Origin of the sequence: Cellulomonas edaphi, assembly GCF_030362815.1 — a bacterium.
Lineage (GTDB): Bacteria > Actinomycetota > Actinomycetes > Actinomycetales > Cellulomonadaceae > Cellulomonas > Cellulomonas edaphi.
Genome location: NZ_JAUCGR010000002.1, coordinates 562,622 through 586,754, shown reverse-complemented (window position 1 = coordinate 586,754; position 24,133 = coordinate 562,622). Strand labels below are relative to the sequence as shown.

At 73.2% G+C, this 24,133-nt stretch carries 24 protein-coding genes; 8 read left to right on the top strand and 16 right to left on the bottom strand.

Annotated features, from left to right (window positions below; genetic code table 11):
• Positions 1-6: 6 nt before the first annotated feature.
• From QRT05_RS09040 to map, 6 genes are all read right to left on the bottom strand, one after another.
• Positions 7-600: a hypothetical protein gene (locus QRT05_RS09040; RefSeq protein ID WP_289446815.1), complete on the bottom strand. Its 594-nt coding sequence runs from the start codon at positions 598-600 to the stop codon at positions 7-9.
• Complete coding sequence (locus QRT05_RS09035) at positions 600-737, bottom strand: hypothetical protein (RefSeq protein WP_289446814.1); 138 nt, start codon at positions 735-737, stop codon at positions 600-602. Before QRT05_RS09035 ends, QRT05_RS09040 begins: the two co-directional genes overlap by 1 nt.
• A gap of 84 nt (positions 738-821) precedes the next feature.
• Positions 822-1,211 carry a VOC family protein gene (locus tag QRT05_RS09030; RefSeq protein WP_289446812.1) on the bottom strand — a complete coding sequence of 130 codons (390 nt, stop codon included), beginning with the start codon at positions 1,209-1,211 and terminating at the stop codon, positions 822-824.
• Positions 1,212-1,293: 82 nt separating this feature from the next.
• Positions 1,294-2,022 carry an MBL fold metallo-hydrolase gene (locus QRT05_RS09025; protein ID WP_289446810.1) on the bottom strand — a complete coding sequence of 243 codons (729 nt, stop codon included), beginning with the start codon at positions 2,020-2,022 and terminating at the stop codon, positions 1,294-1,296.
• Between the two features lies 1 nt (position 2,023).
• On the bottom strand, positions 2,024-2,803 hold the full coding sequence (gene ppgK / locus QRT05_RS09020) for a polyphosphate--glucose phosphotransferase (RefSeq protein WP_289446809.1): 780 nt from the start codon (positions 2,801-2,803) through the stop codon (positions 2,024-2,026).
• Positions 2,800-3,669: a type I methionyl aminopeptidase gene (map, locus tag QRT05_RS09015; RefSeq protein WP_289446808.1), complete on the bottom strand. Its 870-nt coding sequence runs from the start codon at positions 3,667-3,669 to the stop codon at positions 2,800-2,802. The genes ppgK and map overlap by 4 nt, the downstream gene beginning before the upstream one ends.
• Positions 3,670-3,748: 79 nt before the next feature.
• Here map and QRT05_RS09010 point away from each other — a divergent pair, with 79 nt between their 5' ends.
• Complete coding sequence (locus QRT05_RS09010) at positions 3,749-3,913, top strand: SPOR domain-containing protein (protein ID WP_289446807.1); 165 nt, start codon at positions 3,749-3,751, stop codon at positions 3,911-3,913.
• 72 nt (positions 3,914-3,985) lie between these two features.
• Entirely contained in the window at positions 3,986-4,615 is a 630-nt protein-coding gene (locus QRT05_RS09005) for a YitT family protein (protein WP_289446805.1), read from the top strand.
• A 19-nt stretch (positions 4,616-4,634) separates the two neighbouring features.
• Here the strand turns inward: QRT05_RS09005 and QRT05_RS09000 are convergent, their stop codons facing one another.
• The 3 genes from QRT05_RS09000 to QRT05_RS08990 are packed head-to-tail and all read right to left on the bottom strand — an operon-like array spanning position 4,635 to position 8,096.
• A complete protein-coding gene (locus QRT05_RS09000) occupies positions 4,635-5,621 on the bottom strand; it encodes an endonuclease/exonuclease/phosphatase family protein (protein ID WP_289446803.1) in 987 nt (328 codons plus the stop codon).
• Complete coding sequence (panB, locus tag QRT05_RS08995) at positions 5,618-6,424, bottom strand: 3-methyl-2-oxobutanoate hydroxymethyltransferase (RefSeq protein ID WP_289446801.1); 807 nt, start codon at positions 6,422-6,424, stop codon at positions 5,618-5,620. The genes QRT05_RS09000 and panB overlap by 4 nt, the downstream gene beginning before the upstream one ends.
• A gap of 58 nt (positions 6,425-6,482) precedes the next feature.
• Positions 6,483-8,096, bottom strand: a complete 1,614-nt coding sequence (locus tag QRT05_RS08990; RefSeq protein ID WP_289446799.1) for an NAD+ synthase — start codon at positions 8,094-8,096, stop codon at positions 6,483-6,485.
• Positions 8,097-8,269: 173 nt separating this feature from the next.
• On the opposite strand from QRT05_RS08990, the gene QRT05_RS08985 reads away from it, so the two are divergent.
• The 4 genes from QRT05_RS08985 (at position 8,270) to QRT05_RS08970 (ending at position 16,460) form a co-directional block, all read left to right on the top strand.
• Positions 8,270-9,607 carry a glutamine synthetase family protein gene (locus tag QRT05_RS08985; RefSeq protein ID WP_289446796.1) on the top strand — a complete coding sequence of 446 codons (1,338 nt, stop codon included), beginning with the start codon at positions 8,270-8,272 and terminating at the stop codon, positions 9,605-9,607.
• Positions 9,608-9,656: 49 nt separating this feature from the next.
• On the top strand, positions 9,657-12,692 hold the full coding sequence (locus QRT05_RS08980; RefSeq protein WP_289446794.1) for a bifunctional [glutamine synthetase] adenylyltransferase/[glutamine synthetase]-adenylyl-L-tyrosine phosphorylase: 3,036 nt from the start codon (positions 9,657-9,659) through the stop codon (positions 12,690-12,692).
• Between the two features lie 133 nt (positions 12,693-12,825).
• Positions 12,826-15,156, top strand: coding sequence for a hypothetical protein (locus QRT05_RS08975; protein WP_289446792.1), 2,331 nt, complete (start codon positions 12,826-12,828; stop codon positions 15,154-15,156).
• Positions 15,153-16,460 carry a glycosyltransferase gene (locus tag QRT05_RS08970; protein ID WP_289446790.1) on the top strand — a complete coding sequence of 436 codons (1,308 nt, stop codon included), beginning with the start codon at positions 15,153-15,155 and terminating at the stop codon, positions 16,458-16,460. Before QRT05_RS08975 ends, QRT05_RS08970 begins: the two co-directional genes overlap by 4 nt.
• A gap of 9 nt (positions 16,461-16,469) precedes the next feature.
• On the opposite strand, the gene QRT05_RS08965 is transcribed toward QRT05_RS08970, so the two are convergent.
• Positions 16,470-17,030, bottom strand: coding sequence for a TetR/AcrR family transcriptional regulator (locus QRT05_RS08965; protein WP_289446788.1), 561 nt, complete (start codon positions 17,028-17,030; stop codon positions 16,470-16,472).
• Positions 17,031-17,126: 96 nt separating this feature from the next.
• On the opposite strand from QRT05_RS08965, the gene QRT05_RS08960 reads away from it, so the two are divergent.
• Positions 17,127-17,969 (top strand): alpha/beta fold hydrolase, encoded by an 843-nt coding sequence (locus tag QRT05_RS08960; protein ID WP_289446787.1) that lies wholly within the window; start codon positions 17,127-17,129, stop codon positions 17,967-17,969.
• 99 nt (positions 17,970-18,068) lie between these two features.
• A complete protein-coding gene (locus QRT05_RS08955; RefSeq protein ID WP_289446785.1) occupies positions 18,069-18,845 on the top strand; it encodes an aldo/keto reductase in 777 nt (258 codons plus the stop codon).
• 59 nt (positions 18,846-18,904) lie between these two features.
• Here the strand turns inward: QRT05_RS08955 and QRT05_RS08950 are convergent, their stop codons facing one another.
• The 6 genes from QRT05_RS08950 to QRT05_RS08925 all read right to left on the bottom strand — a co-directional run bounded on the left by QRT05_RS08950 (position 18,905) and on the right by QRT05_RS08925 (position 23,964).
• Positions 18,905-19,699, bottom strand: a complete 795-nt coding sequence (locus tag QRT05_RS08950) for an MBL fold metallo-hydrolase (RefSeq protein WP_289446784.1) — start codon at positions 19,697-19,699, stop codon at positions 18,905-18,907.
• Between the two features lie 116 nt (positions 19,700-19,815).
• Complete coding sequence (locus tag QRT05_RS08945) at positions 19,816-21,246, bottom strand: hypothetical protein (RefSeq protein ID WP_289446783.1); 1,431 nt, start codon at positions 21,244-21,246, stop codon at positions 19,816-19,818.
• 97 nt (positions 21,247-21,343) lie between these two features.
• Positions 21,344-21,922, bottom strand: coding sequence for a sigma-70 family RNA polymerase sigma factor (locus QRT05_RS08940; protein WP_289446782.1), 579 nt, complete (start codon positions 21,920-21,922; stop codon positions 21,344-21,346).
• 136 nt (positions 21,923-22,058) lie between these two features.
• Entirely contained in the window at positions 22,059-22,793 is a 735-nt protein-coding gene (locus QRT05_RS08935) for a glycosyltransferase family A protein (protein WP_289446781.1), read from the bottom strand.
• The gene (locus QRT05_RS08930) at positions 22,790-23,332 is read right to left on the bottom strand and encodes a hypothetical protein (RefSeq protein WP_289446780.1); all 543 of its coding nucleotides are present in this window, start codon (positions 23,330-23,332) and stop codon (positions 22,790-22,792) included. The genes QRT05_RS08935 and QRT05_RS08930 overlap by 4 nt, the downstream gene beginning before the upstream one ends.
• 122 nt (positions 23,333-23,454) lie before the next feature.
• Complete coding sequence (locus tag QRT05_RS08925; RefSeq protein WP_289446779.1) at positions 23,455-23,964, bottom strand: YfcE family phosphodiesterase; 510 nt, start codon at positions 23,962-23,964, stop codon at positions 23,455-23,457.
• Between the last annotated feature and the right edge of the window lie 169 nt (positions 23,965-24,133).

Here is a 24,133-nt window from a genome sequence, read left to right as displayed (position 1 = left end):
CCAACCTCAGGACTTGCCGCGCTGCAGGTAGGACTCGGCGTACCAGTACCGCTTGCCCTTGATCCACCACCGCCCGTCCACCCGCTTGCGGGCCGTCGCGTAGATGTTGAAGCCCGGGTTGCGCATCGTGGCGATCGGGCCGTTGGGCGTCGTGCGCGCGTTGAGGTGGTGCCCCGGGTCCACCGCGACGTGCCACCAGGCGTTCACGCCGTTGCCCCGCGGGGCCGCGAACACGCGCACCCCGTTCAGGTCCTCCGTCCAGCCCAGCAGCGTCCAGCCGCTGTTGAGCCACGACTGGATGGCGACCGTGTGGATCCGCCCCGTGACGCTGTTGGTGGTGCGCATCATGCCGTCGCCGAGCGTGACGAACACGTGCTGGTAGACCGATCGCGGGTGCGTCATGAAGCCCGGGACGCCCGCCGGCATCGAGCCCGGGTTGTGCGTGGGGTGCTTGTGCTTCGCGTTCTCCCACGCCTTGATGGCCGACTCGTAGCGGGGTGGCACCCCGTAGCAGGTGCGCACAAACTTCAGGCACATGCCGCCGTACCCGACCGTGATGTGCTTGGACTCGGCGATGGCGGCGGCGGGGGAGCGCACCATCACCGCTCACCGTCGTCCGTCTGCTCGTCGACGCCGTCCGGGACCGGGACATGGTCCTCCGGCGCGTTGTGTGCGACGGCCTCGGACTCGTCGAGCTCGTCGTCGTCGTCCTGGGGGCGGGGTTTCGGATCGCTCATGGCTTGCTCCTGGAGCGGGTGGTCGCCTGCCTGCTGACGATGAGGTGCAGGTCGGGCCCGCTGGAGATACACCCGGCCGCAGATTCAGTCCCCGTCGTCGGCGACCTGGGCCGGGGTGCGGACCAGGAGGCAGAACTCGTTGCCCTCGGGGTCGGCCAGCACGTGCCACTGGACGTCGCCCTGGCCGATGTCGACGGGTGTGGCACCCAGCTCGAGGAGCCGCGCCAGCTCGGTCGCCTGGTCCGACCCGTTGGGCGGCCGGAGGTCCGGGTGCACGCGGTTCTTGGACGACTTGCGGTCCGGCACCTTGATGAACAGCCAGGTGCCCATGGCGTCGGGGGAGCGCAGCGCAACCTCTTCGTCGGCGGGGTCGAGCTCCCAGACCCGCTCCCAGCCGAGGACCTGGGCCCACCAGCCCGCGAGCGCGTTGGGGTCGGCGCAGTCGAACGTGATGTGCGAGACGACCAGGCCCATCGGCCCATGGTGGCACCGCGCGGTTGCGAGAGGCAGGGCGATCGCCCGGGTTCACCCGCGGTCGGACGCCGGTCCAGGGTCCTCAGGTGACGAGCGCACGCTGCCGTGCGTCGATCTCGCGCAGCCACGGGACGCTGAGGCGAGGGTCCCGTGCCGGCTCGTCGAGCGAGTCCAGGTACGCGCGATCCGCCTCGACGCGGGCCGAGAGCGTGCCCAGGCCGCCGTGCCCGGGAACCACGAGCTCGGCGCCCGTGGACTCCAGCAGCGACAGCCCGGCGCGGTAGTCGGCGACGGGGTCCGAGGCGTCGAGGTCGAGCAGCGGGATCTCGACGTCCGAGAGCATGTCGCCCGCGACGAGCAGGCGCGCCTCGGGCAGGTGCAGCGCGGTGTGGGCCGGGGCGTGCGCGCGGTGCGCGAGCACCACCACGCGCGGCCCGTCCCAGCGCACCTCACCCTCTCCGGGGTAGCCGCGGGGCGGCGCGGCCAGGGGTGCGGCGTGGTCGTCCGGTCGGGTCGCGAGCACCGCCGCGAGCTCGGCGTCGCCGTCGAACACCGGAGCGGCCGCCGGAGCACCCCACCGCGGCAGGTGAGCCAGCGCCGGGCCGTCGAGCAGGTGGTCCCAGTGCGGGTGGGTGGACCAGACGGCGACCGGGGGCTGGGGGAGCGCGCTGACCAACGCGGCGATCTCGTCGGCGGTCACCCCGGGATCGACGAGCAGGTAGCCCGCGTTCCCGAGGATCGCGACCGTGCTCGTCGCGTAGACCGCGCTCGTCGTGACCAGCACGCCGGGCGCGACCTGCCGCCACGTCACGTCAGCTGCCGTGCTCCTCGGCCGCCAGCGCGGCCGCGCCCACGATGCCGGCGGCGTTGAACAGCTTGGCCGGGACGATCGGGCTGCGCAGGTCCAGCAGCGGCAGGAAGTCTTTGTGGTGCTTGCTCACGCCCCCGCCCACCACGATCAAGTCGGGCCAGAACAGGTTCTCGACGACCGTGAAGTAGCGCTGCAGCCGCTGGGCCCACTGCGCCCAGTCGAGCCCCTCGCGATCCCTGACCGACTCGGCCGCGCGTGACTCCGCGTCGTGCCCGTCGATCTCGAGGTGACCCAGCTCGGTGTTGGGGACCAGCTGCCCGTTGACCACCAGGGCCGAGCCGATGCCCGTGCCGAGCGTGGCGATGAGCACCACGCCCTTGACGCCCGCCGCGGCACCGTACGCGACCTCGGCGAAACCGGCCGCGTCGGCGTCGTTGACGGCGACCACGCGTCGCCCGGTCGCGTCGCTGAACAGCTTCTGCGCGTCCGTGCCGATCCACGAGGCGTCCACGTTGGCGGCCGACTGCGCGACGCCGTGCAGCATGACTGCGGGGAACGTCACGCCGATGGGGACGTGCTTGTCGAGGTCGAACGAGTCGACGATCTCGCCGACCGTCTTGGCGACCGCCTCCGGGGTCGCGGGCTGCGGCGTGGGGATGCGCAGCCGGTCCTTGGCGAACTCGCCCTTCTTCAGGTCCACCGGCGCGCCCTTGATGCCGCTGCCGCCGATGTCGATGCCGAACGCGAGGTCGTGCTGGGAGGAGTGCTTGTGGTGGCTCATGGCAGTGTCAGGATCTCCGCTCCGTCATCGGTGACCAGCAGGGTGTGCTCGAACTGCGCGCTGCGACGGCCGTCGGCTGTCAGCACGGTCCAGTCGTCGTCCCACATGATCCAATCAGGTGTTCCGAGGTTGAGCATGGGCTCGATGGTGAAGACCATGCCGGGCTCGATGACCGTCTCGTAGAGCGGCGCGGCGTCGTAGTGCGGGATGACCAGACCGGTGTGGAACGCGGGCCCGACGCCGTGACCCGTGTAGTCCCGCACCACGCCGTACCCGAAGCGGTCGGCGTACTTCTCGATCACGCGGCCGATCACGTTGACCTCGCGGCCCGGCTTGACGGCCTTGATGGCGCGGGCGAGCGCCTCCCGGGTCCGTTCGACGAGCAGGCGGGACTCCTCGTCCACGTCGCCCGCCAGGAACGTCGCGTTGTTGTCGCCGTGCACCCCGTGGATGAACGCCGTGATGTCGATGTTGACGATGTCGCCGTCCTCGATGACCGTCGAGTCCGGGATGCCGTGGCAGATCACCTCGTTGACCGACGTGCACAGCGACTTGGCGAACCCGCGGTAGCCGAGCGTCGAGGGGTAGGCGCCGTGGTCCAGCAGGAACTCGTGGCCGATCGCGTCCAGCTCGTCGGTGGTGACGCCGGGCGCGACGTGCCGGCCCACCTCCTCGAGCGCCTGCGCGGCGATGCGGGCAGCGACCCGGATGCCGGCGATCGTCGCCTCGTCGAAGACGTTCGGCCCGCGCCACGGCTGAGGGCCCGGCTTGCCGACGTACTCCGGACGCGCGATGTTGGCGGGGACGGGTCGGCGGGGGCTGACGGTGCCCGGCTTCAGGGCGCTGCGGCTGTGAACGGGGGCCATGCCTGGCAGTCTACGAGCAGGTCCCGGGCTCGACCCGGGAACATCGGCCTGGAACAGGGACACCGTGAGGAGCACGACGATGGCAGGCGACTTCTGGTTCAACACCGAGACCCACGAGGTCGAGGAGGGGCGCAAGAGCGACTGGAGCAAGCTCATGGGTCCGTACCCGACGCGGGACGAGGCGGCCCACGCGATCGAGAAGGCCAAGGCGCGCAACAAGGCCTGGGAGGCCGAGGAGGACTGACGATCGTGTGACGATGGTCCGCCGCCGCGCAGCTTCCCGCCCGGCGTGAGCCGCCCCGGAGGACCATCCCGCATGACCACGTCCGTCGCCGACGCCCCGATCGTCGGTGCCAAGCACTCCTTCGCCGAGGACGCTCTCGGCATCCTGATCGGCACCTTCGTCGTGTCCCTCGGCCTGTTCCTGCTGCGATCGGCGGATGCCGTCACAGGAGGGACCGCCGGTCTGGCGCTGCTCCTGGCGCACGTGGCCCAGGTGCCGTTCGGCGTCCTGTTCGCCCTGGTCAACCTGCCCTTCCTGGTCCTGGCGATCGCGAAGAAGGGCTGGGACTTCAGCCTGCGCACGGCGCTGTGCATCGGGCTGGTGTCGCTGCTGAGCGCCCTCCACCCCGCGATGTTCGGCGGCGACGTCACGCTGCCCGCGGCCTACGCCGTCCTGGCGGGGAACACGCTGGCGGGCGTCGGGCTGCTCATCCTGTTCCGCCACCGGTCGAGCCTGGGCGGCTTCAACATCGTCGCGCTGATCGCGCAGGAGCGGCTGGGCTGGCGCGCCGGCTACGTGCAGATGGCGCTCGACTGCGCTGTGGTGCTCGCCTCATTCCTGGTCGTGCCGGCGAGCACGGTGCTGCTCTCCGCCGCCGGCGCCGTGCTCCTCAACCTCATCCTGGCCATGAACCACCGGCCCGGGCGGTACCTGGGCTACTGACCTGGGCTACTGAGGTGGGCTACCGACGAGCCTCGAGCGTGGCGACGACCGGGCGGTGATCGCTGCCGCCTGCCGCGGGGAGCACACGGAAATCGAGCACCCGCCAGGCACGGGCATCGACGAGCACGTGGTCGATCGGCGTGGCCAACCAGCCCGGCGCGGCGGCCGGCCACGTGCCGGTGGCGGCCTCGCCGACCTCGCGCGCCGCGTCGACGCACGTCCCCAGGCGGCGCAGCGCGGGATGGTCCAGGGTCGCGTTGAAGTCGCCCGCGACGATCGCGCCGGGGTGGTCGGTGCACTCGTCGACCGAGGCACGGGTCTCCTCGCGCCACGTCGGCATGGAGCCGGCCGCGGTGGGGGAGACGGGGTGCACCGCGACGATCGTCGGGCGCGTTCCCGCCCCCTCGACGCGCAGGGCGCCGTGCCGCATGGGCACCTCGACGGCGTCCGGGTACTCCCCGAGAGCGGTGCGGACCAGCAGGGCCACGCCGTCCACGTGCGGGTCCGCGCTCGGCCCCGCGTAGCGACGCATGGGGATCCCCGCGTCGGCAAGGATCTCCTGCGTCGCCGCCGCGGTGGCGTCCGACGTCTCGGGCAGCACGACGACGTCGGCGTCCTGCTGCTGGGCCAGGCGCGCGAGCGTCTGGGGCGGGACCACGCCGAGGGTGTTGAACGACAGGACGACGAGGGGCGCGCCCGCCGCCTCGCGGCGGTCCGGCGGATCTCCGGTCGCGCGCCAGGCGAGGACGCCGACCTGGGCGCCCGCGCCGAGCGCGAGGACGAGCACGAGGGGCACGGCGGCCCGTCGTGCACGTCGCGGGAGCAGCAGCCCGACGGCCGCGACGAGCACCGCGGCGGCGGCCAGCGCCACGGCCAGGACCGCGCGGAACGAGACGAGCTGCGCGACCCCGAACGAGCCCGCGGCCAGGGGCACGCCCAGCACCACGCACGCGACCGCGGCGACGGCGGCGATGCCCCAGGACAGCGCCCGCGCCAGTGGTCTCACGCGTCGAACTGGTGGTCCGCGTCCGGGAAGGATCCGCTGCGCACCTCGTCGGCGTAGGCGCTCGCGGCGGCCTTGAGCGCGGCGCCCACCTCACCGAACCGCTTGGCGAACCGGGGTGACCAGTCGCCCATGCCCGCCATGTCGACCCACACGAGCACCTGGCCGTCGACCGCAGTCCCCGCGCCGATGCCGATCGTCGGGATCATGAGGATCTCGGTGATGCGCTCCGCGACGGGCGCGGGGACCATCTCGAGCACCACGGCGACGGCACCGGCCTCGGCGAGCGCGACGGCGTCGGCGCTGAGCCGCTCGGCGGCCTCGTCGCCGCGACCCTGCACGCGCGGACCGCCCAGCAGGTTCTCCGACTGCGGGGTGTAGCCGAGGTGACCCACCACCGGGATGCCTGCCTCCGTGAGGGCGCGCACCTGGGCCGCGACGCGCTTGCCGCCCTCGAACTTCACCGCAGACACGCCCGTCTCCTTCATGACGCGGACGGCGGTCGCGAGCGCCTGCTCCGGCCCCGCCTCGTAGGAGCCGAACGGCAGGTCCGCCACCACGAAGGCGCGCTGCGCGGCGCCCGCCACCGCGCGGGCCGCGACGATGATCTCCTCGACGGTGACGGGCAGCGTGGTGCGGTACCCGTGCATGGTGTTCCCGATCGAGTCGCCGACCAGCAGCATGTCGATGCCCGCGGCGTCGAAGATGCTCGCCGTGACGGCGTCGTAGGCGGTGAGCATGGTGAGGCGCTCGCCGCGCTCCTTGGCCTCGCGCAGGTGGTGCACGCGGACGCGCTTGGTGGTCATGGTGCGGGCTCCTCGGGTGATCAGGTCGGTGGGACGCTCAGCGTTCGGTGCGCGGTGCTCAGGGCTCTCGCCAGCGGGAGGTGACGGGCAGGCGGCGGTCGCGTCCGAACGCCAGCGCCGTGACCTTGGGTCCCAGCGGGTACTGGCGGCGCTTCCACTCCGCGCGGTCGACGAGGGCGAGGACCTGGTCGACCACCGCCGGGTCGAAGCCGCGCGCGAGGAGCTCGGCCCTCCCCTCGGCGTGCTCGACGTAGGCGTCCAGCACCTCGTCGAGCAGCGCGTAGGGAGGCAGCGAGTCCTGGTCCACCTGGCCGGGCCGCAGCTCGGCGCTCGGCGGCTTGGTGATGGAGGACTCGGGGATGGGAGGCAGCTCGCCGCGGTCGACCGCGTGGTTGTTGCGCCAGCGGGCCAGGGCCCACACGCGCGACTTGTCGACGTCCTTGAGCGGGGCGAACCCGCCGATGCTGCCCGCGTCGTAGATGGTGGCGTACCCGGTGGCGAGCTCCGACTTGTTGCCGGGCGCGATCACCAGGTGACCCTCGCGGTTGGAGATCGCCATGAGGATCACGGCGCGCACGCGCGCCTGCAGGTTCTCCGCGGCCACGCCGTCGAGGTCGAGCTGGGCCTCGAACGCGTCGACCATCGGCTTGATGGGCTGCACGCGGTAGTCGGCGCCGATCCGCTTGGCCAGGTCGGCGGCGTCGTCCTTGCTGTGCTCCGAGGAGTGCACGGACGGCATCGAGACGCCCACGACGTTGGTGCCGCCGATCGCGTCCGCCGCGATGGCCGCGGTCAGCGCCGAGTCGATGCCGCCGGACAGCCCGAGCGCCACCGAGCGGAAGCCGTTCTTGCGCACGTAGCCGGCCAGGCCCGTGACGAGCGCGCGGTAGATCTCCTCGTCGGGATCCAGCGGCGGGACCTGCGGGCCGGGCTCGCCCAGGTCCCACACCAGCAGGTGCTCGACGAACTGGGGGGCGGTCGCGAGCACCGTCCCGTCCGCGCCGACGACGAACGAGCCGCCGTCGAACACCAGGTCGTCCTGCCCGCCGACGAGGTTGACGTACACCACCGGCGCGCCGGTCTCGTGCGCGCGGCGGGCGGCCAGCTCCGTGCGGACGTGCCCCTTGCCCTCCTCGAAGGGGGAGCCGTTGAGCACGACGAGGGCGTCGACGTCCCGCAGCTGCGACACGGGGCCGCCGTCCTGCCAGATGTCCTCGCAGATCACCACGCCGAGCCGGGCGCCGGCCACCTCGATCTCGAGCGGGTCCTGGCCGGGGGAGAAGATGCGGAACTCGTCGAACACGCCGTAGTTGGGCAGGTGGTGCTTGTCGTAGCGGGCCTCGACGACACCACCGCGCAGCAGCACCGCCTGGTTCGTCGGCCGGCCGTCGCGCTCGCCGATCGTGCCGACGAGCACCGCGAGCCCGCCGAGGCCGTCGTCGGCCAGCGCCGTGGCGGTCTCCAGCAGCGCGGCCTCGGCCCCGCGACGGAACGACGCGCGCAGCGCGAGGTCCTCGATGGGGTAGCCGGTGAGCGTCATCTCGGGGAAGACGACGAGGTCCGCACCCGCGTCGGCGGCCCGGCGGGCCCATGCGCGGACCGCGGCGGAGTTCTGCGTCACGTCCCCGACGCAGGTGTCGATCTGAGCGAGCGCAATCCGCGGCCGAACCATCCCCCGACCCTATCCACCCGCCCTGCCCGCGGCCCTCCCGCCCGCTGTGACGCAACCCACCTCGGGGCAGCCGAGGGAGGGCGGATGCCGAGGGGTGCCCCTGAGGAGGTCGTCGGCGGACGCGCGGCGGACATGCGGCCTGCGCAGCGCGGATGTCGGGCAGGATGTACCGCATGGACAGGCAGCAGGAGTTCGTGCTCCGCACGGTCGAGGAGCGGGACATCCGCTTCATCCGTCTCTGGTTCACCGACGTGCTCGGGATCCTCAAGTCGGTGGCGGTCGCGCCGGCCGAGCTGGAGGCCGCGTTCGCGGAGGGGATCGGCTTCGACGGGAGCTCGATCGAGGGCCTGACCCGGGTCTACGAGGCGGACATGATCGCCAAGCCCGACCCCACCACGTTCCAGGTGCTGCCCTGGCGCGGCGAGCGGCACGGCACGGCCCGCATGTTCTGCGACCTGCTCACGCCCGACGGCGAGCCGAGCCTGGCCGACAGCCGCAACGTGCTCAAGCGTGCGCTCAGCCGCGCGAGCGACAAGGGCTTCACCTTCTACACGCACCCCGAGGTCGAGTTCTACCTGTTCGACGCCCCGGCGGACCCGGCCGTCCCTCTGGTGCCGGTCGACCAGGGCGGCTACTTCGACCACGTGCCGCGCGGCACCGCGCACGACTTCCGGCGCGCGGCGATCACCATGCTCGAGTCGATGGGCATCTCGGTGGAGTTCTCCCACCACGAGGCCGGTCCGGGGCAGAACGAGATCGACCTACGCTACGCCGACGCGCTCACCACGGCCGACAACATCATGACCTTCCGCACGGTGGTCAAGGAGGTCGCTCTCGAGCAGGGCGTCTTCGCGAGCTTCATGCCCAAGCCGCTGGCCGACCAGCCCGGCTCGGGCATGCACACGCACCTGTCGCTGTTCGAGGGCGACCGCAACGCCTTCCACGAGCCGGGCGCACCGCTCGAGCTGTCGAAGGTAGCGCGCTCGTTCATCGCCGGGCTGCTCACGCACGCGGCGGAGATCACCGCCGTGACCAACCAGTTCGTGAACTCCTACAAGCGCCTCTGGGGCGGCGCCGAGGCGCCCAGCTACATCTGCTGGGGCCACAACAACCGCTCCGCCCTGGTCCGCGTGCCCATGTACAAGCCGGGCAAGGGCAACTCGAGCCGCATCGAGTACCGCTCCGTGGACTCGGCCACCAACCCGTACCTGGCGTTCGCGGTGGTGCTGGCCGCGGGCCTCAAGGGCATCGAGGAGGGCTACGAGCTCCCCGAGGGCGCCGAGGACGACGTGTGGGAGCTGACCGACGCGGAGCGCCGCGCGCTCGGCATCGAGCCGCTGCCCCAGTCGCTGGACGCCGCCATCTCCGTCATGGAGCGCTCCGAGCTCGTCGCCGAGACGTTGGGCGAGCACGTCTTCGACTTCTTCCTGCGCAACAAGCGCCGGGAGTGGGAGGAGTACCGCTCGCAGGTGACGCCGTACGAGCTGAAGCGGTTCCTGCCGGTCCTGTGACCGGCGCCGTGACGAGAGCTGGCACGCACGCGGTGACGGGACGCGCGGCATGACCGACGCACGGGGCGCGAGCCTGGCGACCCGCCTCACCCGGGTGGGTGTGGAGGACGTGCCCCGGGCCGAGCGGCTGATCGCCGACGAGGCGCTCGCCGCCGTCCTGCCAGAGGCCGCCGACGTGCTGGTCGCGCCGCTCGCCGACGTCGGCGATCCCGACGCCGCCCTGCTCACGCTGGCCAAGCTGGCCGGCGCCGTCCGCGCGCACGGCGTGCTCGGTCCACTGCTGCGTGACGTGCTGACCAGCGACGGACCCGAGCGGGCGCGTCTGCTGGCCGTCGTGGGCGCGTCGGTCGCGCTGGGCGACACGCTCGTCGCCCACCCGGACAACCTGCGGGTGCTCGTCGACGACGCACCGGGCGTCGGCGTGCCGGCCGGGGACGTGCGTGCCGAGCTGCTGGGCGCGGTCGGTGCCGACGCCGCTGCCGACGTCCCCGTGGCGGCCCTGGTCGGCGCGCCCGGCATCGACGCCATGCGCCGCGCCTACCGCACCAGACTGCTCCGGATCGCGGCGGCGGACCTGACCGCGTCCGACCCGCTGACCAGGCTCCCCGCGGTCGCCGCCGCCCTCGCGGACCTCGCCGCGGCCGCGCTCGAGGCCGCTCTCGCGCTCGCGCGGGCCTCCCTGCCCGACCACGGGCGTGACGCACGGATCGCCGTGATCGGCATGGGCAAGTGCGGCGGCCGCGAGCTCAACTACGTCTCGGACGTGGACGTCATCTACGTCGTCGAGCCGGTGGACGGCGCCGACGAGGCCACCGCGCTCGCCGCCGGCGCCAAGCTGGCCGCCGGGCTCGCCCGCGCGTGCTCGTCCACCGCGGGGGAGCCCGCGCTGTGGCCCGTGGACGCCGCTCTGCGCCCCGAGGGCAAGGACGGCCCGCTCGTGCGCACCCTCGCGAGCCACCGCGCCTACTACGAGCGTTGGGCCAAGACGTGGGAGTTCCAGGCGCTGCTCAAGGCGCGGCCCCTCGCGGGTGACCGCGCGCTCGGCGCCGCGTACGTCGAGATGACCCAGCCGTTCGTGTGGGCGGCGGTGCAGCGCGAGAACTTCGTCGAGGACTCGCAGGCGATGCGTCGTCGAGTCGAGTCGCACGTGCCGGCCGCGGAGGCGGACCGCCAGCTCAAGCTCGGCGTGGGCGGGCTCCGAGACGTGGAGTTCACCGTCCAGCTGCTGCAGCTGGTGCACGGCCGCTCCGACGAGGACATCCGCAGCCCGAGCACGCTGACGGCGCTCGCCGCCCTCGCCGCGGCGGGCTACGTCGGCCGGGACGACGCGGCACGCCTGGCCGTCTGCTACCGGTTCCTGCGCCTGCTCGAGCACCGGATCCAGCTCTACGGGCTGCGCCGCACGCACCTCATGCCCACGGCGGACGCGGACCTGCGCCGCCTGGCGCGGTCGGTGGGGATGCGCGCCGAGGGGGTCGCGGGCCTGCTCGAGCGCTGGCGCGCGGTCAAGCGCGAGGTGCGCAGCCTGCACGAGGAGCTGTTCTACCGGCCCCTGCTGCCGGCGACCGCCCAGCTGTCGACGGAGGAGGCCAGCCTCGCGCCCGAGGCGGCTCGGGCCCGGCTCGCGGCCATCGGATACCTCGACCCCGCGGGCGCGCTGCGGCACATCGCGGCCCTCACCGAGGGCATCTCCCGGCGCGCCGCCATCCAGCGCCAGCTGCTGCCCGTGATGCTCGGCTGGTTCGCTGACGGGCCCGACCCCGACGGCGGCCTGCTGGCCTTCCGGCGACTGTCCGAGACGCTGGGCACCACGCACTGGTACCTCAAGCTGCTGCGCGACTCCGCGGCGGCGGCGCAGCGGCTCGCGCGCGTGCTCTCGACGAGCCGGTACGTCGCGGACGCCCTCATGCGCTCGCCCGAGTCCGTCGGCTGGCTCGCGGAGGACGAGGAGCTGGAGCCGCGCAGCTACGAGCGGATCTGGGCCGAGGCGGACGCGATCCTCACGCGGGCGGACCAGCCCGACGTCGCCATCGGCCTCATGCGCGGGCTGCGTCGCCGCGAGCTGGCGCGGACCGCCGCGGCCGACGTGCTCGGAGTCGTGACCGGGACGCGCGCAGCCGCGAGCCTGACGCGGGCGGCCGACGCCGTCATCGTCGGTGCCCTGCGCATCGCGGCCTGGGAGGCACGCGCCGAGCGTGGGCTCGACGAGACGCCGACCCGCCTGCTCGTCGTCGCGATGGGCCGCCTCGGCGGCGCGGAGATGGGGTACTCGTCGGACGCCGACGTGCTGTTCGTGCACGACCCGCGGCCCGGCGTGGACCCGGTGCAGGCGCAGGAGTTCGCGCTCTCGGTCGCGACGATGATCCGCCAGCTGCTCGGCAGCGTCGGCCCGGAGCCGCCGCTGGTGGTCGATGCCGACCTGCGCCCTGAGGGGCGCAACGGGCCGCTGGTCCGCTCGTTCGACGCCTACGCCGAGTACTACGACCGCTGGTCCGCGCCGTGGGAGAGCCAGGCCCTGCTGCGGGCGCGTCCCGTGGCGGGCGATGCCGGGCTGGGGGAGCGCTTCGTCGAGCTGATCGCCCCGCTGCGCTACCCGCCGGGCGGCCTCGACGCGTCGGCGGAACGCGAGGTGCGGCGCATCAAGGCGCGCGTGGAGGCTGAGCGCCTGCCGCGCGGCGTGGACCCGGCCCGGCACCTCAAGCTCGGGCGCGGCGGGATCTCCGACGTCGAGTGGACGGCCCAGCTCCTGCAGCTCCAGCACGCGGCCCAGGTGCCCGGGCTGCGCACCACCTCGACCACCGAGGCAATCGCGGCCGCGGAGGCCGCGGACCTGCTCGAGGCCGACGACCGCCGCGCCCTCGTCGAGGCGTGGAACCTTGCGTCGCGCCTGCGGGACGCGAACGTGCTGTGGACCGGGCGGGCCGACGGCGGCCAGGTGGACGTGCTGCCGCACGACCGGCAGGCCCTCGCCGGTCTTGCGCGGGTCGTCGGGTACCCCGCGGGGTCGGGCGGAGAGCTCGAGGAGGACTACCTGCGCACGGCTCGCCGCGCGCGCGCCGTCGTGGAGCGCGTCTTCTACGGCTGAGGACGGCCTTGTCGGGCGGCTGTTCGCCGCCCGGAGCACGAAGCGGACACATACGGACGAAACGCTGTCCCTGCGCCGCCGATCCTGCCAAGATCGACGTGTTCGCCCAGGTCACACGACGCAGGAGGCAGCCATGACACCACCCAGCGAGCGCAAGCCGAGGCGAGCACCGGGTGGTACGGGCCCCGCTGCGGAGCGGCGGGCCGACGAGGCGGTCGCCGGGGACAGGGTTCCTCCCGAGGCGCCGTCCGGGGCGGGCACCGCGGCGGACGGCGAGCCCGACGAGCCGGGCACGGAGACGCCCGCCGACGAGCGGGCGGCGGACGTGGCCGACGCCCACCCGACCGAGGCGGACACCCTCGTGATCGACGTCCCCGCCGCGAGTGCGGCGGCAGACGAGGACGTCGCCGCCCGGCTGGCGAAGCTCGAGGCCGAGAACGCGGCCCTGCGGCGCCGGCTGAGCGAGGTGCCGGCGACGACCGCACCGGTGGCGGTGGTGCGCGCACCGCGCCACCGCGTCCGGCAGTGGACGGCCGTCGTGCTGGTGGCGATCGGAGCGCTCCTGGCGCCGCTCGGGCTCGTGGCCAGCTGGGCCGAGCGCACGCTCACGGACACCGACCGCTACCTGGAGACGGTGGCCCCGCTCGCGGACGACCCGCAGGTGCAGCAGGCGATCATCAACCGCACGGTGAACACCGTGATGGACCGGATCGACGTCAGCACCGTCACCGACGAGCTCCAGCAGTTCCTCGTCCAGCAGGGCGCGCCCCCGGCCCTGACCGAGCGGATCGAGCTTCTGGATGCGCCGCTGACCAGCGGCATCGAGACGCTGGTGACCAAGACGGTGACGAGGTTCGTCCAGTCGGACGCGTTCAGCACCATGTGGACACAGATCAACCGCACCGCGCAGACGCAGATCGTCGCGGTGCTGAACGGCGATCCGAACACGGTGGTTCAGCTCGACGACGAGGGGGAGCTCAGCCTGCAGCTCGGCCCCGTGATCGAGATCGTCAAGCAGCAGCTCGTCGAGGCCGGCCTGGGGGTCGCGTCGTTGATCCCGGACGCCAACCCGGTCATCCCGATCGCGCAGGCGGACAGCCTGGTGCAGCTGCGCACGGCGTACAATGTGCTGGACACGCTGGGCGACTGGCTGCCGTGGATCGCGCTCATGTTCCTGGTCGCCGGTGTTGCGGTCTCGACCACCCGGCTGCGCACCACCGCCGCCGCCGCCCTGGCCCTCGTCGGCGGCATGGCTCTGCTCGCGGTCGGTCTCGCCGTCGGCAAGGAGGCCATCCTCGGCTCGATCCCCGCGACGGCGTCGGGCGGCGCGGTGACGGTGCTGTACGAGACGATCGTGCACTTCATGAAGGTGACCATCCGCGTGGTCGCAATCATCGGCCTCGTCGTCGCGTTCTTCAGCTTCATCGCCGGCGGATCGGCTGCCGCGATCGCGACCCGGCGGTCGGCGGGCAGCGGCTTCGAGACGATCAGGTCGTGGGGGCGCGGCCGAGGCGTCGACACCGGCGGCTTCGGGGTGTGGCTGGGCGCGCGCCGCACGCTCCTGCGCTGGGTCGTCATCGCCCTGGGCGTGCTGGTGATCATCGCCGCCGACGAGCCGACGGTCGGGCTCGTCGTGTGGACGACCGTGGGCGTGCTCGTCGTGATGGGGATCCTCGAGCTGCTGAGCGCCTCGCCGGAACGTCCCTCTGAGGCCCAGATCGCTCCGTGTGGGAGCGACCGGCTCCTCGACGCCCGTCCGGGCGGCGAGGCGCCGGTCCTCGCGTCACTCCTCGACGCCGGTGATCCCGATGAAGACCGCGGGGTTGCCGCGCGGGTTGAGCAGCACCACGGGCGCGATGCAGCGGTCCGGGAGCGCGACGTGCGCCGTGATCCGGGCGTCGCCCGTCGTCGAGAAGGGCACGACGGCCGTCGTCGCGACCACCGCGCCGTTGCACGCGACGCTCGCCGCCACCTGCGTGACCGGGTTGGCGCCGGTCGACGTGAGCACCAGGCGGTCGACCCGGACGACGAGGCGGCCGTCGTGGCGCAGGCGCGCATCGCCCTTGCCGATCACCCAGTCGGCGCCGCCCGGGGCCACCGGGGTGGTCCCCGCGAAGAGCACCGGGTCGCTGGTCAGGCTTCCCGCGATCGTGGCGTGCAGGATGGTCCGGCCGTCATGACCGTGGGAGTGGCTGCTGCCGTGGTCGCCACCGGCGAGCGCCGCCGGGGCGCCGATCAGCCCGGCGGTCAGCACCACCGCGGCGGCCAGCGAGGTACGTCTCAGGATCGTCTTCATCGTCAACCCTCTCGTCGCGAGCCCACGGTGGGCCCGATACGACGAACACGAGACGGGCGGACGAACGGTTCACCCGCCCGTGCGGCGTATCAGGGGGACGGGTGCGGACTCCTGGTTGCCCGGCCGGAGATCCCGGCCGCATCCCGTCGCACCGAGGAGTCTCGATGAGCACCATCCTGTTCACCCTGTCGCCGATCACGGGTCACGTGCGACCCGCGTTGCCCGTGGTCCGCGAGCTCGTCGCGGCGGGCCACGACGTGCGCGTGTACACCGGCAGCAAGTTCGCGTCGGCCGTGCTGGCCACCGGCGCCGGCGTGGAGCCGATGGTCGCCGGGCGAGACCTGGACGACTCCTTGATCGACGAGTGGGCGCTCGCGCACGGCGCACCCAAGCCGGGCGTGCGCAGGCTCCAGTTCGACGCGCGTCACCACTTCGTCGAGACCGTGCCCGGGTTCCTGGAGGACGTCGACGCGATCGTCGCCCGCCACCGCCCGGACGTCATCGTCTCCGACAACGCCTTCATCGCCGGGTCCATCGCCGGCCGTCGTCACGGCATCCCGTCGGTGGTGTTCTCGGTGTCGCCGCTCCCGCTCACCAGCCGCGACACCATGCCCTTCGGGACCGGGCTGATGCCTCCGACGACGGCGGGCGGACGTCTGGTGGCGCGCGGGCTGCGCGTCCTCATCGAGAAGGTCGTGTTCCGGTCCGTCCAGCGGCGCGCGCACGAGCTCGTCGTCGCGGCCGGGATGCCGCCGCAGCGCGGCTTCTTCTTCGACTGGTCGCAGACCATGGCCACGCGCGTGCTGCAGACGTCCGTCCCGGGCCTGGAGTACCCGCGCTCCGACCTGCCGGAGAAGGTCGAGACGGTCGGTGCCCTGCTCCCGCGGGGCGTCGAGTCCTTCGAGGAGCCCACGTGGTGGGGAGACGTGCGTGCCGCGCGTGCGGCCGGTCGTCCCGTCGTCCTGGTGACGCAGGGGACCATCGCCACGGACTCGCGCAGGCTCGTGCGACCCGCGCTCGAAGGTCTGGCGGACGAGGACGTGCTCGTGGTGGCGACCACCGACGACGACAGCGTCGCCGTGCCGCCCAACGCCCGCGTGACGCCGTTCGTGCCCTTCGACCGGCTGCTGCCGTTCGTCGACGTCATGGTGACGAACGGCGGGTTCGGCGGGGTGCAGCTGGCCCTCTCGCACGGGGTCCCGCTCGTGGTGGCGGGCCGCACGGAGGACAAGGCCGAGGTCGGGGCGCGGGTCGAGTGGTCCGGGGCCGGCGTGCGAGCCCGTGTGGACCGGGACGACGTGACGAGCCCGCGAGCCGTCCGCGAGTCCGTGCGACGGCTTCTGACGACCCCGTCGTTCCGTGCGCGTGCGCGCGAGCTCGAGGCCGAGTACGCGCAGTACGACGGCATTGCCGGCGTCGCGCGCGTGGTCAGCGACCTCGCCGCTGCGCGTCGGGAGGTGGCGGTCGGCTGAGGCGCCCGCTCAGCCGATCGCCGCGTCGATCAGCGTCTCGGCGGCGGCGCGCGCCTGCGCCGCCGCCTGCGGGTCCGCCGAGATCGCCGCGGTGCTCTGGGCCCCCTCGGCCAGGATGGACAGCTGCGCGGCGAGCAGCGCGGGCGCGCCCGTCGCAGCCACGAGACCGGCCATGTACCGCTGGAACGCGGCCTTGTGCTCGCGGACGATCGCCGCGACCTCCGGGTTGGTGCCGCCCAGCTCCCCGAAGGCGTTGATGAACGCGCAGCCGCGGAAGCCGTCCGAGCAGAACCAGCTCTCCAGGTATCCGTAGACGGCGAGCAGGCGGTCGCGGGGGTCCTCGCCGGCCGCCTCGACGGCGCCGTTCAGCCCGGCCTCCCACTGCGCGTGCCGGCGTGCGAGCACGGCCTGGACCACGTCGTCCTTGGACGGGAACGCCGCGTAGAGGCGGCGCAACGAGACGCCGGCCTTGGTCCGCAGCTCGTCCATGCCGACCGCCGCGTAGCCCTTGGTGTAGTAGAGCTCCTCGGCCGTGGCGAGGATCTGCTCGCGGGCGCTGTCCGTGGTCATGCGCCCCACTGTACTTGACGCGAGAACGCGCGTTCTCTAGTGTCGGAGTCCTCAGGTGAGAACGAACGTTCTCATCGCACCGGAAGGGGACTGGTCATGGGCTTCATCACCGTCGGGACCGAGAACAGCGCGCCGATCGAGCTCTACTACGAGGACCACGGCGCCGGCCAGGCGGTCGTCCTCATCCATGGCTACCCGCTCGACGGCCACAGCTGGGAGCGGCAGACGCGAGAGCTGCTCGCCGACGGCTACCGCGTCATCACCTACGATCGTCGCGGCTTCGGCCAGTCGTCCAAGGTGACGACGGGCTACGACTACGACACGTTCGCCGCCGACCTCGACGCGGTGCTGACGAAGCTCGACCTGCGGGACGTGATCCTGGTCGGCTTCTCCATGGGCACGGGCGAGCTCGCGCGCTACGTCGCGACGTACGGCCACGAGCGCGTCGCGAAGCTCGCGTTCCTCGCCTCGCTCGAGCCCTTCCTCGTCGCACGGGACGACAACCCGGACGGCGTCCCGCAGGACGTCTTCGACGGCATCGCCGCCGCGGCCAAGGGCGACCGCTTCGCCTGGTTCACGCAGTTCTACAACGACTTCTACAACCTGGACGAGAACCTCGGGAGCCGCATCAGCAAGGAGGCGGTCGACGCGAGCTGGAGCGTCGCGATCGGCAGCGCGCCGGCCGCGGCCTACGCCGTCGTGCCCGCGTGGATCGAGGACTTCCGCGCCGACGTCGAGGCGGTGCGCGCGACCGGCAAGCCGGTGCTGATCCTGCACGGCACCAAGGACAACATCCTGCCGATCGACGTGACCGCCCGCCGGTTCCGTCAGGCGGTCCCCCACGCGCAGTACGTCGAGGTCGAGGGCGCCCCGCACGGCCTGCTGTGGACGCACGCCGAAGAGGTCAACGCCGCGCTGCGGTCGTTCCTCGCGAGCTGACCGACCGCACCGCCAGGCGGCTCGACATCCGAGCCGCCGGGCTCGGTCAGCCGGAACCGACCGGATGCCACCCGCGGGCCCGGCGCGCATGATGGCCCGATGATCGACGCGAACGTTCCGACCCGGCCGGTGAACGGTGGACAGATCCCGGTGCTCGGCCTCGGCACCTGGCAGGCGACGGGGAGCGTCGCAGAGAGAGCCGTGAGCACTGCGCTCCAGCTGGGCTACCGGCACGTCGACACCGCCACGATGTACGGCAACGAGCCGGAGGTCGGGCGCGCCCTCGCCACGGTCGGGATCGACCGGGACGACGTCTTCGTCACCACCAAGCTCCCGCCACAACGGATCGGGCAGGAGCGTCGGACGCTGACCGAGTCGCTCGTCGCACTGCACGTGGACCACGTCGACCTGTGGCTGATCCACTGGCCGCCCAGCGCCGGCGCGGCACCGGAGACGTGGGAGGCGTTCCGCGCGGCGCGCGACGAGGGGCTGGTGCGCGCGATCGGTGTCTCCAACTACTCGATCGCGCAGATCGACGAGCTGATCGCCGCGACGGGCGAGGCGCCCGCGGTGAACCAGATTCCCTACAGCCCGACCGACCACGACCCGCGGCTGCTTGCGCAGCACCGGGAGCGGGGAGTCCAAGTCGAGGGGTACAGCCCGTTGAAGCGCTCGGACATGCGCGCGACGGCCCTCGTGGAGGCAGCCCGTGCGCATGACGTGACACCCGCCCAGGTGGTGCTGCGCTGGCACGTGCAGCACGACGTCGTCGTCATCCCCAAGTCGACGGACCCGGACCGGCTCGCGAGCAACCTCGACGTGTTCGGGTTCGAGCTCACCGATGAGGAGATGGCGCGCATCGACGCCCTCGCCTGAGAGGGCATCGCCGGCGGGTCGACGGTGCGGGCTCGGCGGCCGGCCGGTGCCGCCCGCGGCTACTCCGCCGGCGCGTCCGTGTCGACGGGCTGACCGTCGGGAACCCAGCGGACCGCGTCCTGGACGCGGCCGGGCGCGGTCCGGAGCGCCGCCCGCAGGCCCGCCTCGCCGTCGCGGAAGTGCGACCAGCCGTCGTAGTGGGCGGGGATCGCGACCCGTGGCTCGAGCGTGGTGAGCAGGCGGACGGCCTCCGAGCCGGTCATCGTGTAGGTGAGCGGGCCGCTGACGGGGAAGCGCACGCCCCCCACGTTCACGACGACCACGTCCACGTCCAACGAGCGAGCCGCGTCGAGCAGCTCCGGGTACACGACCGTGTCGCCCGTCACCCACAAGGCGACGGTCTCCTGGTCCTCGCGGCGGACGGCGAAGCCGATGACGTCTCCCACGATGGCTCGCGTCAGGGCGGGGCCGTGCCGGCCGGGCGTCGCGGTCACGCGGAGCGGCGCCTTGCCCGCCGCCGTCAGCCCGACGGACTGGCCGGCGGTGAGGCCGTGGACGTTGGCGGCCGCGAGCCTGCGCGAGCCGGCGAGCGTCGTGACGACGTACGTCGCCGCGGGAAGCAGCGCGCGGCCGGCGGTGTCGAGGTTGTCGGCGTGCTGGTCGTGGCTCACGAGCACCACGTCGATCGGTCCGACGTCGGCGGCCTCGATCGCGGGTCCCCGCGTCTTGGTGCTCGAGGTGCCGAGCCCGAACGTGTAGCGGCGCCCGGGTGGGTCGAACGTCGGATCGATCAGGATCCGCCAGTCGTCGAGCTCGACGAGGACCGTCGGCCCTCCGATTCGTGTCACGCGCATGTCGGCTCCCGGAACCGGTGGACGAGCGGTCGGGTGCGATCGTAGCCAGGACGGGGGCGGGCGCGGGGTCGATACGTTCCTCGCCCGCCGCAGCACCTGGACCCCGGACTCCAGGTTCAGCCCCAGGCCCGCGCCGCCGGTCCACCTGCGACGGCCCATGAGCCGAGGCCGCCCTCGATCCGCCCGGAAGTAGGGGACGGCGGGCGCAGCAGGGCGGTGCGGGTGCTGCCGTCGAGCGACTCCAGCTGGGTGGTGTCCGCCGTGGTCGGCTCGCATCCGGTGCGCGTGACCGCGTAGAGGCGCGACCCGAGCGTCCCGACGGGCGTCGCTGCGACGACGTGGTCGATGCCCAGGGGCGTCGGGCGGGCAACGGAGTCGAGCGAGTACAGACCCGCCTCGCAGGAGCCGTCGTCGTGGGACCCGAGGGGGAGCGCGCCGACGACCACCGACCCGTCGGCGAGAGTCAGCCCGTGCCACAGCGGCACGGCGGGGTCGGGGGTCGCGAGGGTGCGGATCTTGCGTGGGGCGCCGCCGTCGAGGCGGATCACGTAGAGCGGGTCGGCCGCTGTGGTCAGGTGCGACTCGTACCCCGTGGACGACCACGGCGCCGTGCGGCACCGCGTGAGCAGCTCGACGGCGGACTGCCAGCCCACCACCTGGCAGTACTGACCTGGCACGCCGTAGGGATGTGCCGTCTGCCGGCCGGTGTCGAGGTCGACGACGTCGAACGTCGCCTCGTTCTCGTCGTGGCCGGGAGCGACGAGAAGGCGCCCGTCCGGGTCGAGCAGGCTCGAGCCGAGGTACATGACGTCACCATCGAGGTCGACGCGCCTCACGAGCGTCCCGTCGTGCTTCTGCACGACCAAAGTGACGGGGCCGCCGCCGCCCGTGAGCCCATAGGTCGCGAACCAGATCTCGTCCCCGTGGTGGTCGACCCCCCGGAAGGAGATCTCGGGGGCGATGTCGTCCACCGGTTCGCCGACGGCGCCGGGCTCGCGCGTCAATCTGCCCGAGCGCAGGTCGAGCCAGCCGCGCACCCCGGCCTCGGTAAACCCGTCATGGACCGGCGCGACGGTCACGAGTGCCGTGGTGGCGCCTGGCTCCCAGTGCGCCAGCGTCACGTCCTTGTCCACGGGCAGCTCGCGCAGGTGGTAGGCGGTGCCGTCGGGGGAGGCCAGCACCACCGAGGAGCGGAACACGGGGTCGTCGCCCGTGCCCGTGACCCAGCGGGGCCGGTAGATCCCCAGCGCCCAGCCCGGGCCGACGTCCTTCCAGACGTCGCTCGGCGCCGGGGTCGTCGCGGGCAGGCCCAGGCCGGCATCGATCTGCGCCTGGGACGGGAGTGCCGTCGCGGTCGCCGACGTGGTGGGACCGGGCGTCGCGCTGGGCGACGGGGGCGCGCTCAGCGTCGGCGCGGGGGACGGGGTCTGGGCCGGCGCGGGGGGCTCGTGCGCGGTGCCGAGCGCCAGCGCGACCAGCAGCGAGGCGGCGACGCCCACACCCGCGAACACCTCTCCGACCATGCGCCGCCGACGTCGCAGTCGCACCCGAGCCACCGTCGTGGCAAGGGAGGAAGGCGCGGGTGCCGCGGGCCCCAGTCGCTCGACGCGCTCGTCGAGCGATCGGCGGACGACATCGTCGAGATCACGCTCCATGGGAGGCCTCCTGGTGCGTCGACCCGTCGGTGGGCCTGGCAGCTGACTGGTGCGGCACCAGCCGCACCGGCACGTCGTCGGACGGTGGGCGCGTGCCCAGCGCGGAGCTGAGCGTGCGCAGGCCGTCGAACGTGTACCTCTTCACGGCACCATCGCTCAGGTGGAGATGCTCCGCGGTCTCGGCGACAGACATCTGCTCGAGGTGCCGCAGGACGACGCACGCCCGCTCGCGCGGCGCGAGCAGCGCGAGTGCTGCCTCGAGCTCGGTGGAAACGTCTTGCTGCGCTGGTGGCGCGTCGAGCCGCGACGCCTCGTCGTGCGCGATGGCCTCCCGCCCGTCGCGCCGCAGCCGGTCGATGAAGCGAGAGACGATCGCGCGGCGCACGTACTGCTCCGCGGCCTCGACCGACGTCAGCCGCGCTCGCCCGCTGAATGTCGACAGCAGGGCCTCCTGGACGAGGTCGTCGGCATCGCCACGCGCCCCGACGAGGAGCATCGCCCTGGCCAGCAGGCGCGTGTAGCGCTCGCGGACCAGCTGCTCGAGCAGCGGCTCCCAGTCCCCCCGCACGAAACCCCCTCAGGACTCGTCGTAACCTCCGATGCACAGACAACGCCGAGCGTGCCGGATCGGTTGGGGTGCCGAGCACATTCGCGCGACGGCGAGCCCCGGTTCCCCTGTTCGGGTGAGTCCATGCCGCGCCGGGTCAGCGCGTCAGACGCCGCCGCCAGCGCTCCCACGGCGGGAGCCGCCGCCAGTTGCGCCGGAGGGTCCGCCACGCGCGGTCGAAGCGCCGGATCAGCTGCGCCCCTCCACGAATGGAGCGCGCGGAGACACCGACCCGCAGGTGGCGGTCCACGATGATCCGCCGCTCCGGGCCGAGCGCGAACGCGAGGTCCAGGTCGTCGTGGATCTCGGCGTCGTCGCGGGCCACGCTGGTGCGGACCTTGCACCACGTGCTGCGGCGGACGGCCATCGACGAGCCCCACAGCGGAGGGTGGCCGAGCGCGAGGTGGCCCATGAGGTAGTACGCGCCCAGGTAGACGGTGCTCGCGACCGCCCCGGCGATCGGGTGGAGGTCGGTGAACCGGCCGGTGCCACTGACGGCGTCGAGGTCCGGGTCGTCGGCGATCCGCGTCGCGATGCGCTCGACCCACTGCGGCTCCGGCAGGGAGTCGGCGTCCAGCCGGGCGATGACGTCTCCGGTCGCGGCGTCGTAGCCGGTGGCGGCAGCGGCCGGGATGCCGGGGCGGCCTTCCGTGACCACGCGCGCGCCGTGCGCCGCCGCCACCCGGGCGGACGCGTCGGTCGACCCGTTGTCGACCACGAGGACCTCGAACGGGCGCACCGTCTGCCGGGAGAGTTTGCGGAGGCAGGCGTCGAGCGCCTGTGCGTCGTCGCGCACGGGGATCACGACCGATATGCGGGGGAGGGTCCTCATGACTCGCCCGCGGCGTCGAGGTCGAGGGACCGGGTGGCCAGCGCCGCAGCAATCACGCTGCCGGCGACACCGGCGGCGAGGTCGCCCAGGGTGTCGGAGTAGCCGACCTGGATCCGGTCGTCGAGGAACGTGTGCCCGGCCCACTCGCCGAGCTCCCACAGGACCGAGGCGACGGCGCCGATCCCGACGACGACCACCGCCACCCCGACCCGTGCTCGCCCGGTCGGCGCGACGACGGCCCCCCAGCGCGCGAGCGCCACCGTCGCGACGACCGCGATCAGCCCGGTCGCCACCGCGTGCACGACGACGTCGAGCCCCGGGATCGCCACGTACCAGTCCAGCTGCGCCGCCCACGCCGCGAACAGGAGCGTCGCGCAGTACGCGGCGTCCAGCCCTGCCGGCAGCCGGAGAGCGAGCGGGAGCACACAGCCCCCGAGCACCAGCAGGAAGAGCGCCGCGCCGACCACACCCGAGCGCCAGGTCCCGGCGACCACGCTCACCACGGCGAGGAGCCGGACGACGTCGGCGGCGACCGCCACGGGGCCCGCCCCCGACGCTGTCGCCCGCCACGGAGCTGAGCTCGTGCCCGTCCTCGTCACTCCTCCATCGTCCGATGACGGCGGGGAAGTCGCAGCGGGAGGGTGCCCCCACCCGCGCGTCGTCAGCGCCGCACCGGCAGCGCGTGGAGCGTGACGTCGTCCAGCCGCCCGTCCTGCACCGTGGCGGTGACGTACGTGGCGGCAGGCTGCCGGCGGCGGTCCGTCGGCGAACCCGGGTTGAGCAGCCGCAGGCCGCGAGGGGTCACGGTGTCCCAGGGGATGTGGCTGTGGCCGAAGACGAGCAGGTCGAGATCGGGGTAGGCCTCGTCGCACCGGCGCTCGCGGCCGGACGCGGCGCCCGTCTCGTGCACCACGCCCACGCGCAGGCCGTCGAGGTCGACGTGGGCGACGAGAGGCAGGCGGGACCTCAAGGCAGCGCCGTCGTTGTTGCCGAAGCAGCCGACGAGCCGCCGCGCGCGCGACGACAGCGCGTCCAGCAGCCCGACGTCGACCCAGTCGCCGGCGTGCAGCACCACGTCCGCATCGTCGACCGCGGCCCACACGTCCGGCGGAAGGGCGCGTGCTCGCGCCGGCACGTGCGTGTCGGCGAGCATCAACAGGCGCAGGGTCACCGCGTACCCCCTTCCATCGTTCGGGACGTTGGCGCTCGGTCCTCGATTGAACACGTCGTGGCCCGCGCTCGCGCCCGGAAGCGGACCGCGACGTCCTCGGCGTGACGGTGGTGCGTCCGGCGATCACTGCGTCAGTCGGTCCGGCGGAGGAGGTGTTGGTGGCGCTGAT

Excerpts from the sequence above, each read along its gene's own strand:
- QRT05_RS09040 (WP_289446815.1), bottom strand. The coding sequence starts at position 600 with ATGGTGCGCTCCCCCGCCGCCGCCATCGCCGAGTCCAAGCACATCACG.
- QRT05_RS09035 (WP_289446814.1), bottom strand. The coding sequence starts at position 737 with ATGAGCGATCCGAAACCCCGCCCCCAGGACGACGACGACGAGCTCGAC.
- QRT05_RS09030 (WP_289446812.1), bottom strand. The coding sequence starts at position 1,211 with ATGGGCCTGGTCGTCTCGCACATCACGTTCGACTGCGCCGACCCCAAC.
- ppgK (WP_289446809.1), bottom strand. The coding sequence starts at position 2,803 with ATGAGCCACCACAAGCACTCCTCCCAGCACGACCTCGCGTTCGGCATC.
- map (WP_289446808.1), bottom strand. The coding sequence starts at position 3,669 with ATGGCCCCCGTTCACAGCCGCAGCGCCCTGAAGCCGGGCACCGTCAGC.
- QRT05_RS09010 (WP_289446807.1), top strand. The coding sequence starts at position 3,749 with ATGGCAGGCGACTTCTGGTTCAACACCGAGACCCACGAGGTCGAGGAG.
- QRT05_RS09005 (WP_289446805.1), top strand. The coding sequence starts at position 3,986 with ATGACCACGTCCGTCGCCGACGCCCCGATCGTCGGTGCCAAGCACTCC.
- panB (WP_289446801.1), bottom strand. The coding sequence starts at position 6,424 with ATGACCACCAAGCGCGTCCGCGTGCACCACCTGCGCGAGGCCAAGGAG.
- QRT05_RS08990 (WP_289446799.1), bottom strand. The coding sequence starts at position 8,096 with ATGGTTCGGCCGCGGATTGCGCTCGCTCAGATCGACACCTGCGTCGGG.
- QRT05_RS08985 (WP_289446796.1), top strand. The coding sequence starts at position 8,270 with ATGGACAGGCAGCAGGAGTTCGTGCTCCGCACGGTCGAGGAGCGGGAC.
- QRT05_RS08980 (WP_289446794.1), top strand. The coding sequence starts at position 9,657 with ATGACCGACGCACGGGGCGCGAGCCTGGCGACCCGCCTCACCCGGGTG.
- QRT05_RS08975 (WP_289446792.1), top strand. The coding sequence starts at position 12,826 with ATGACACCACCCAGCGAGCGCAAGCCGAGGCGAGCACCGGGTGGTACG.
- QRT05_RS08970 (WP_289446790.1), top strand. The coding sequence starts at position 15,153 with ATGAGCACCATCCTGTTCACCCTGTCGCCGATCACGGGTCACGTGCGA.
- QRT05_RS08965 (WP_289446788.1), bottom strand. The coding sequence starts at position 17,030 with ATGACCACGGACAGCGCCCGCGAGCAGATCCTCGCCACGGCCGAGGAG.
- QRT05_RS08960 (WP_289446787.1), top strand. The coding sequence starts at position 17,127 with ATGGGCTTCATCACCGTCGGGACCGAGAACAGCGCGCCGATCGAGCTC.
- QRT05_RS08955 (WP_289446785.1), top strand. The coding sequence starts at position 18,069 with ATGATCGACGCGAACGTTCCGACCCGGCCGGTGAACGGTGGACAGATC.
- QRT05_RS08950 (WP_289446784.1), bottom strand. The coding sequence starts at position 19,699 with ATGCGCGTGACACGAATCGGAGGGCCGACGGTCCTCGTCGAGCTCGAC.
- QRT05_RS08935 (WP_289446781.1), bottom strand. The coding sequence starts at position 22,793 with ATGAGGACCCTCCCCCGCATATCGGTCGTGATCCCCGTGCGCGACGAC.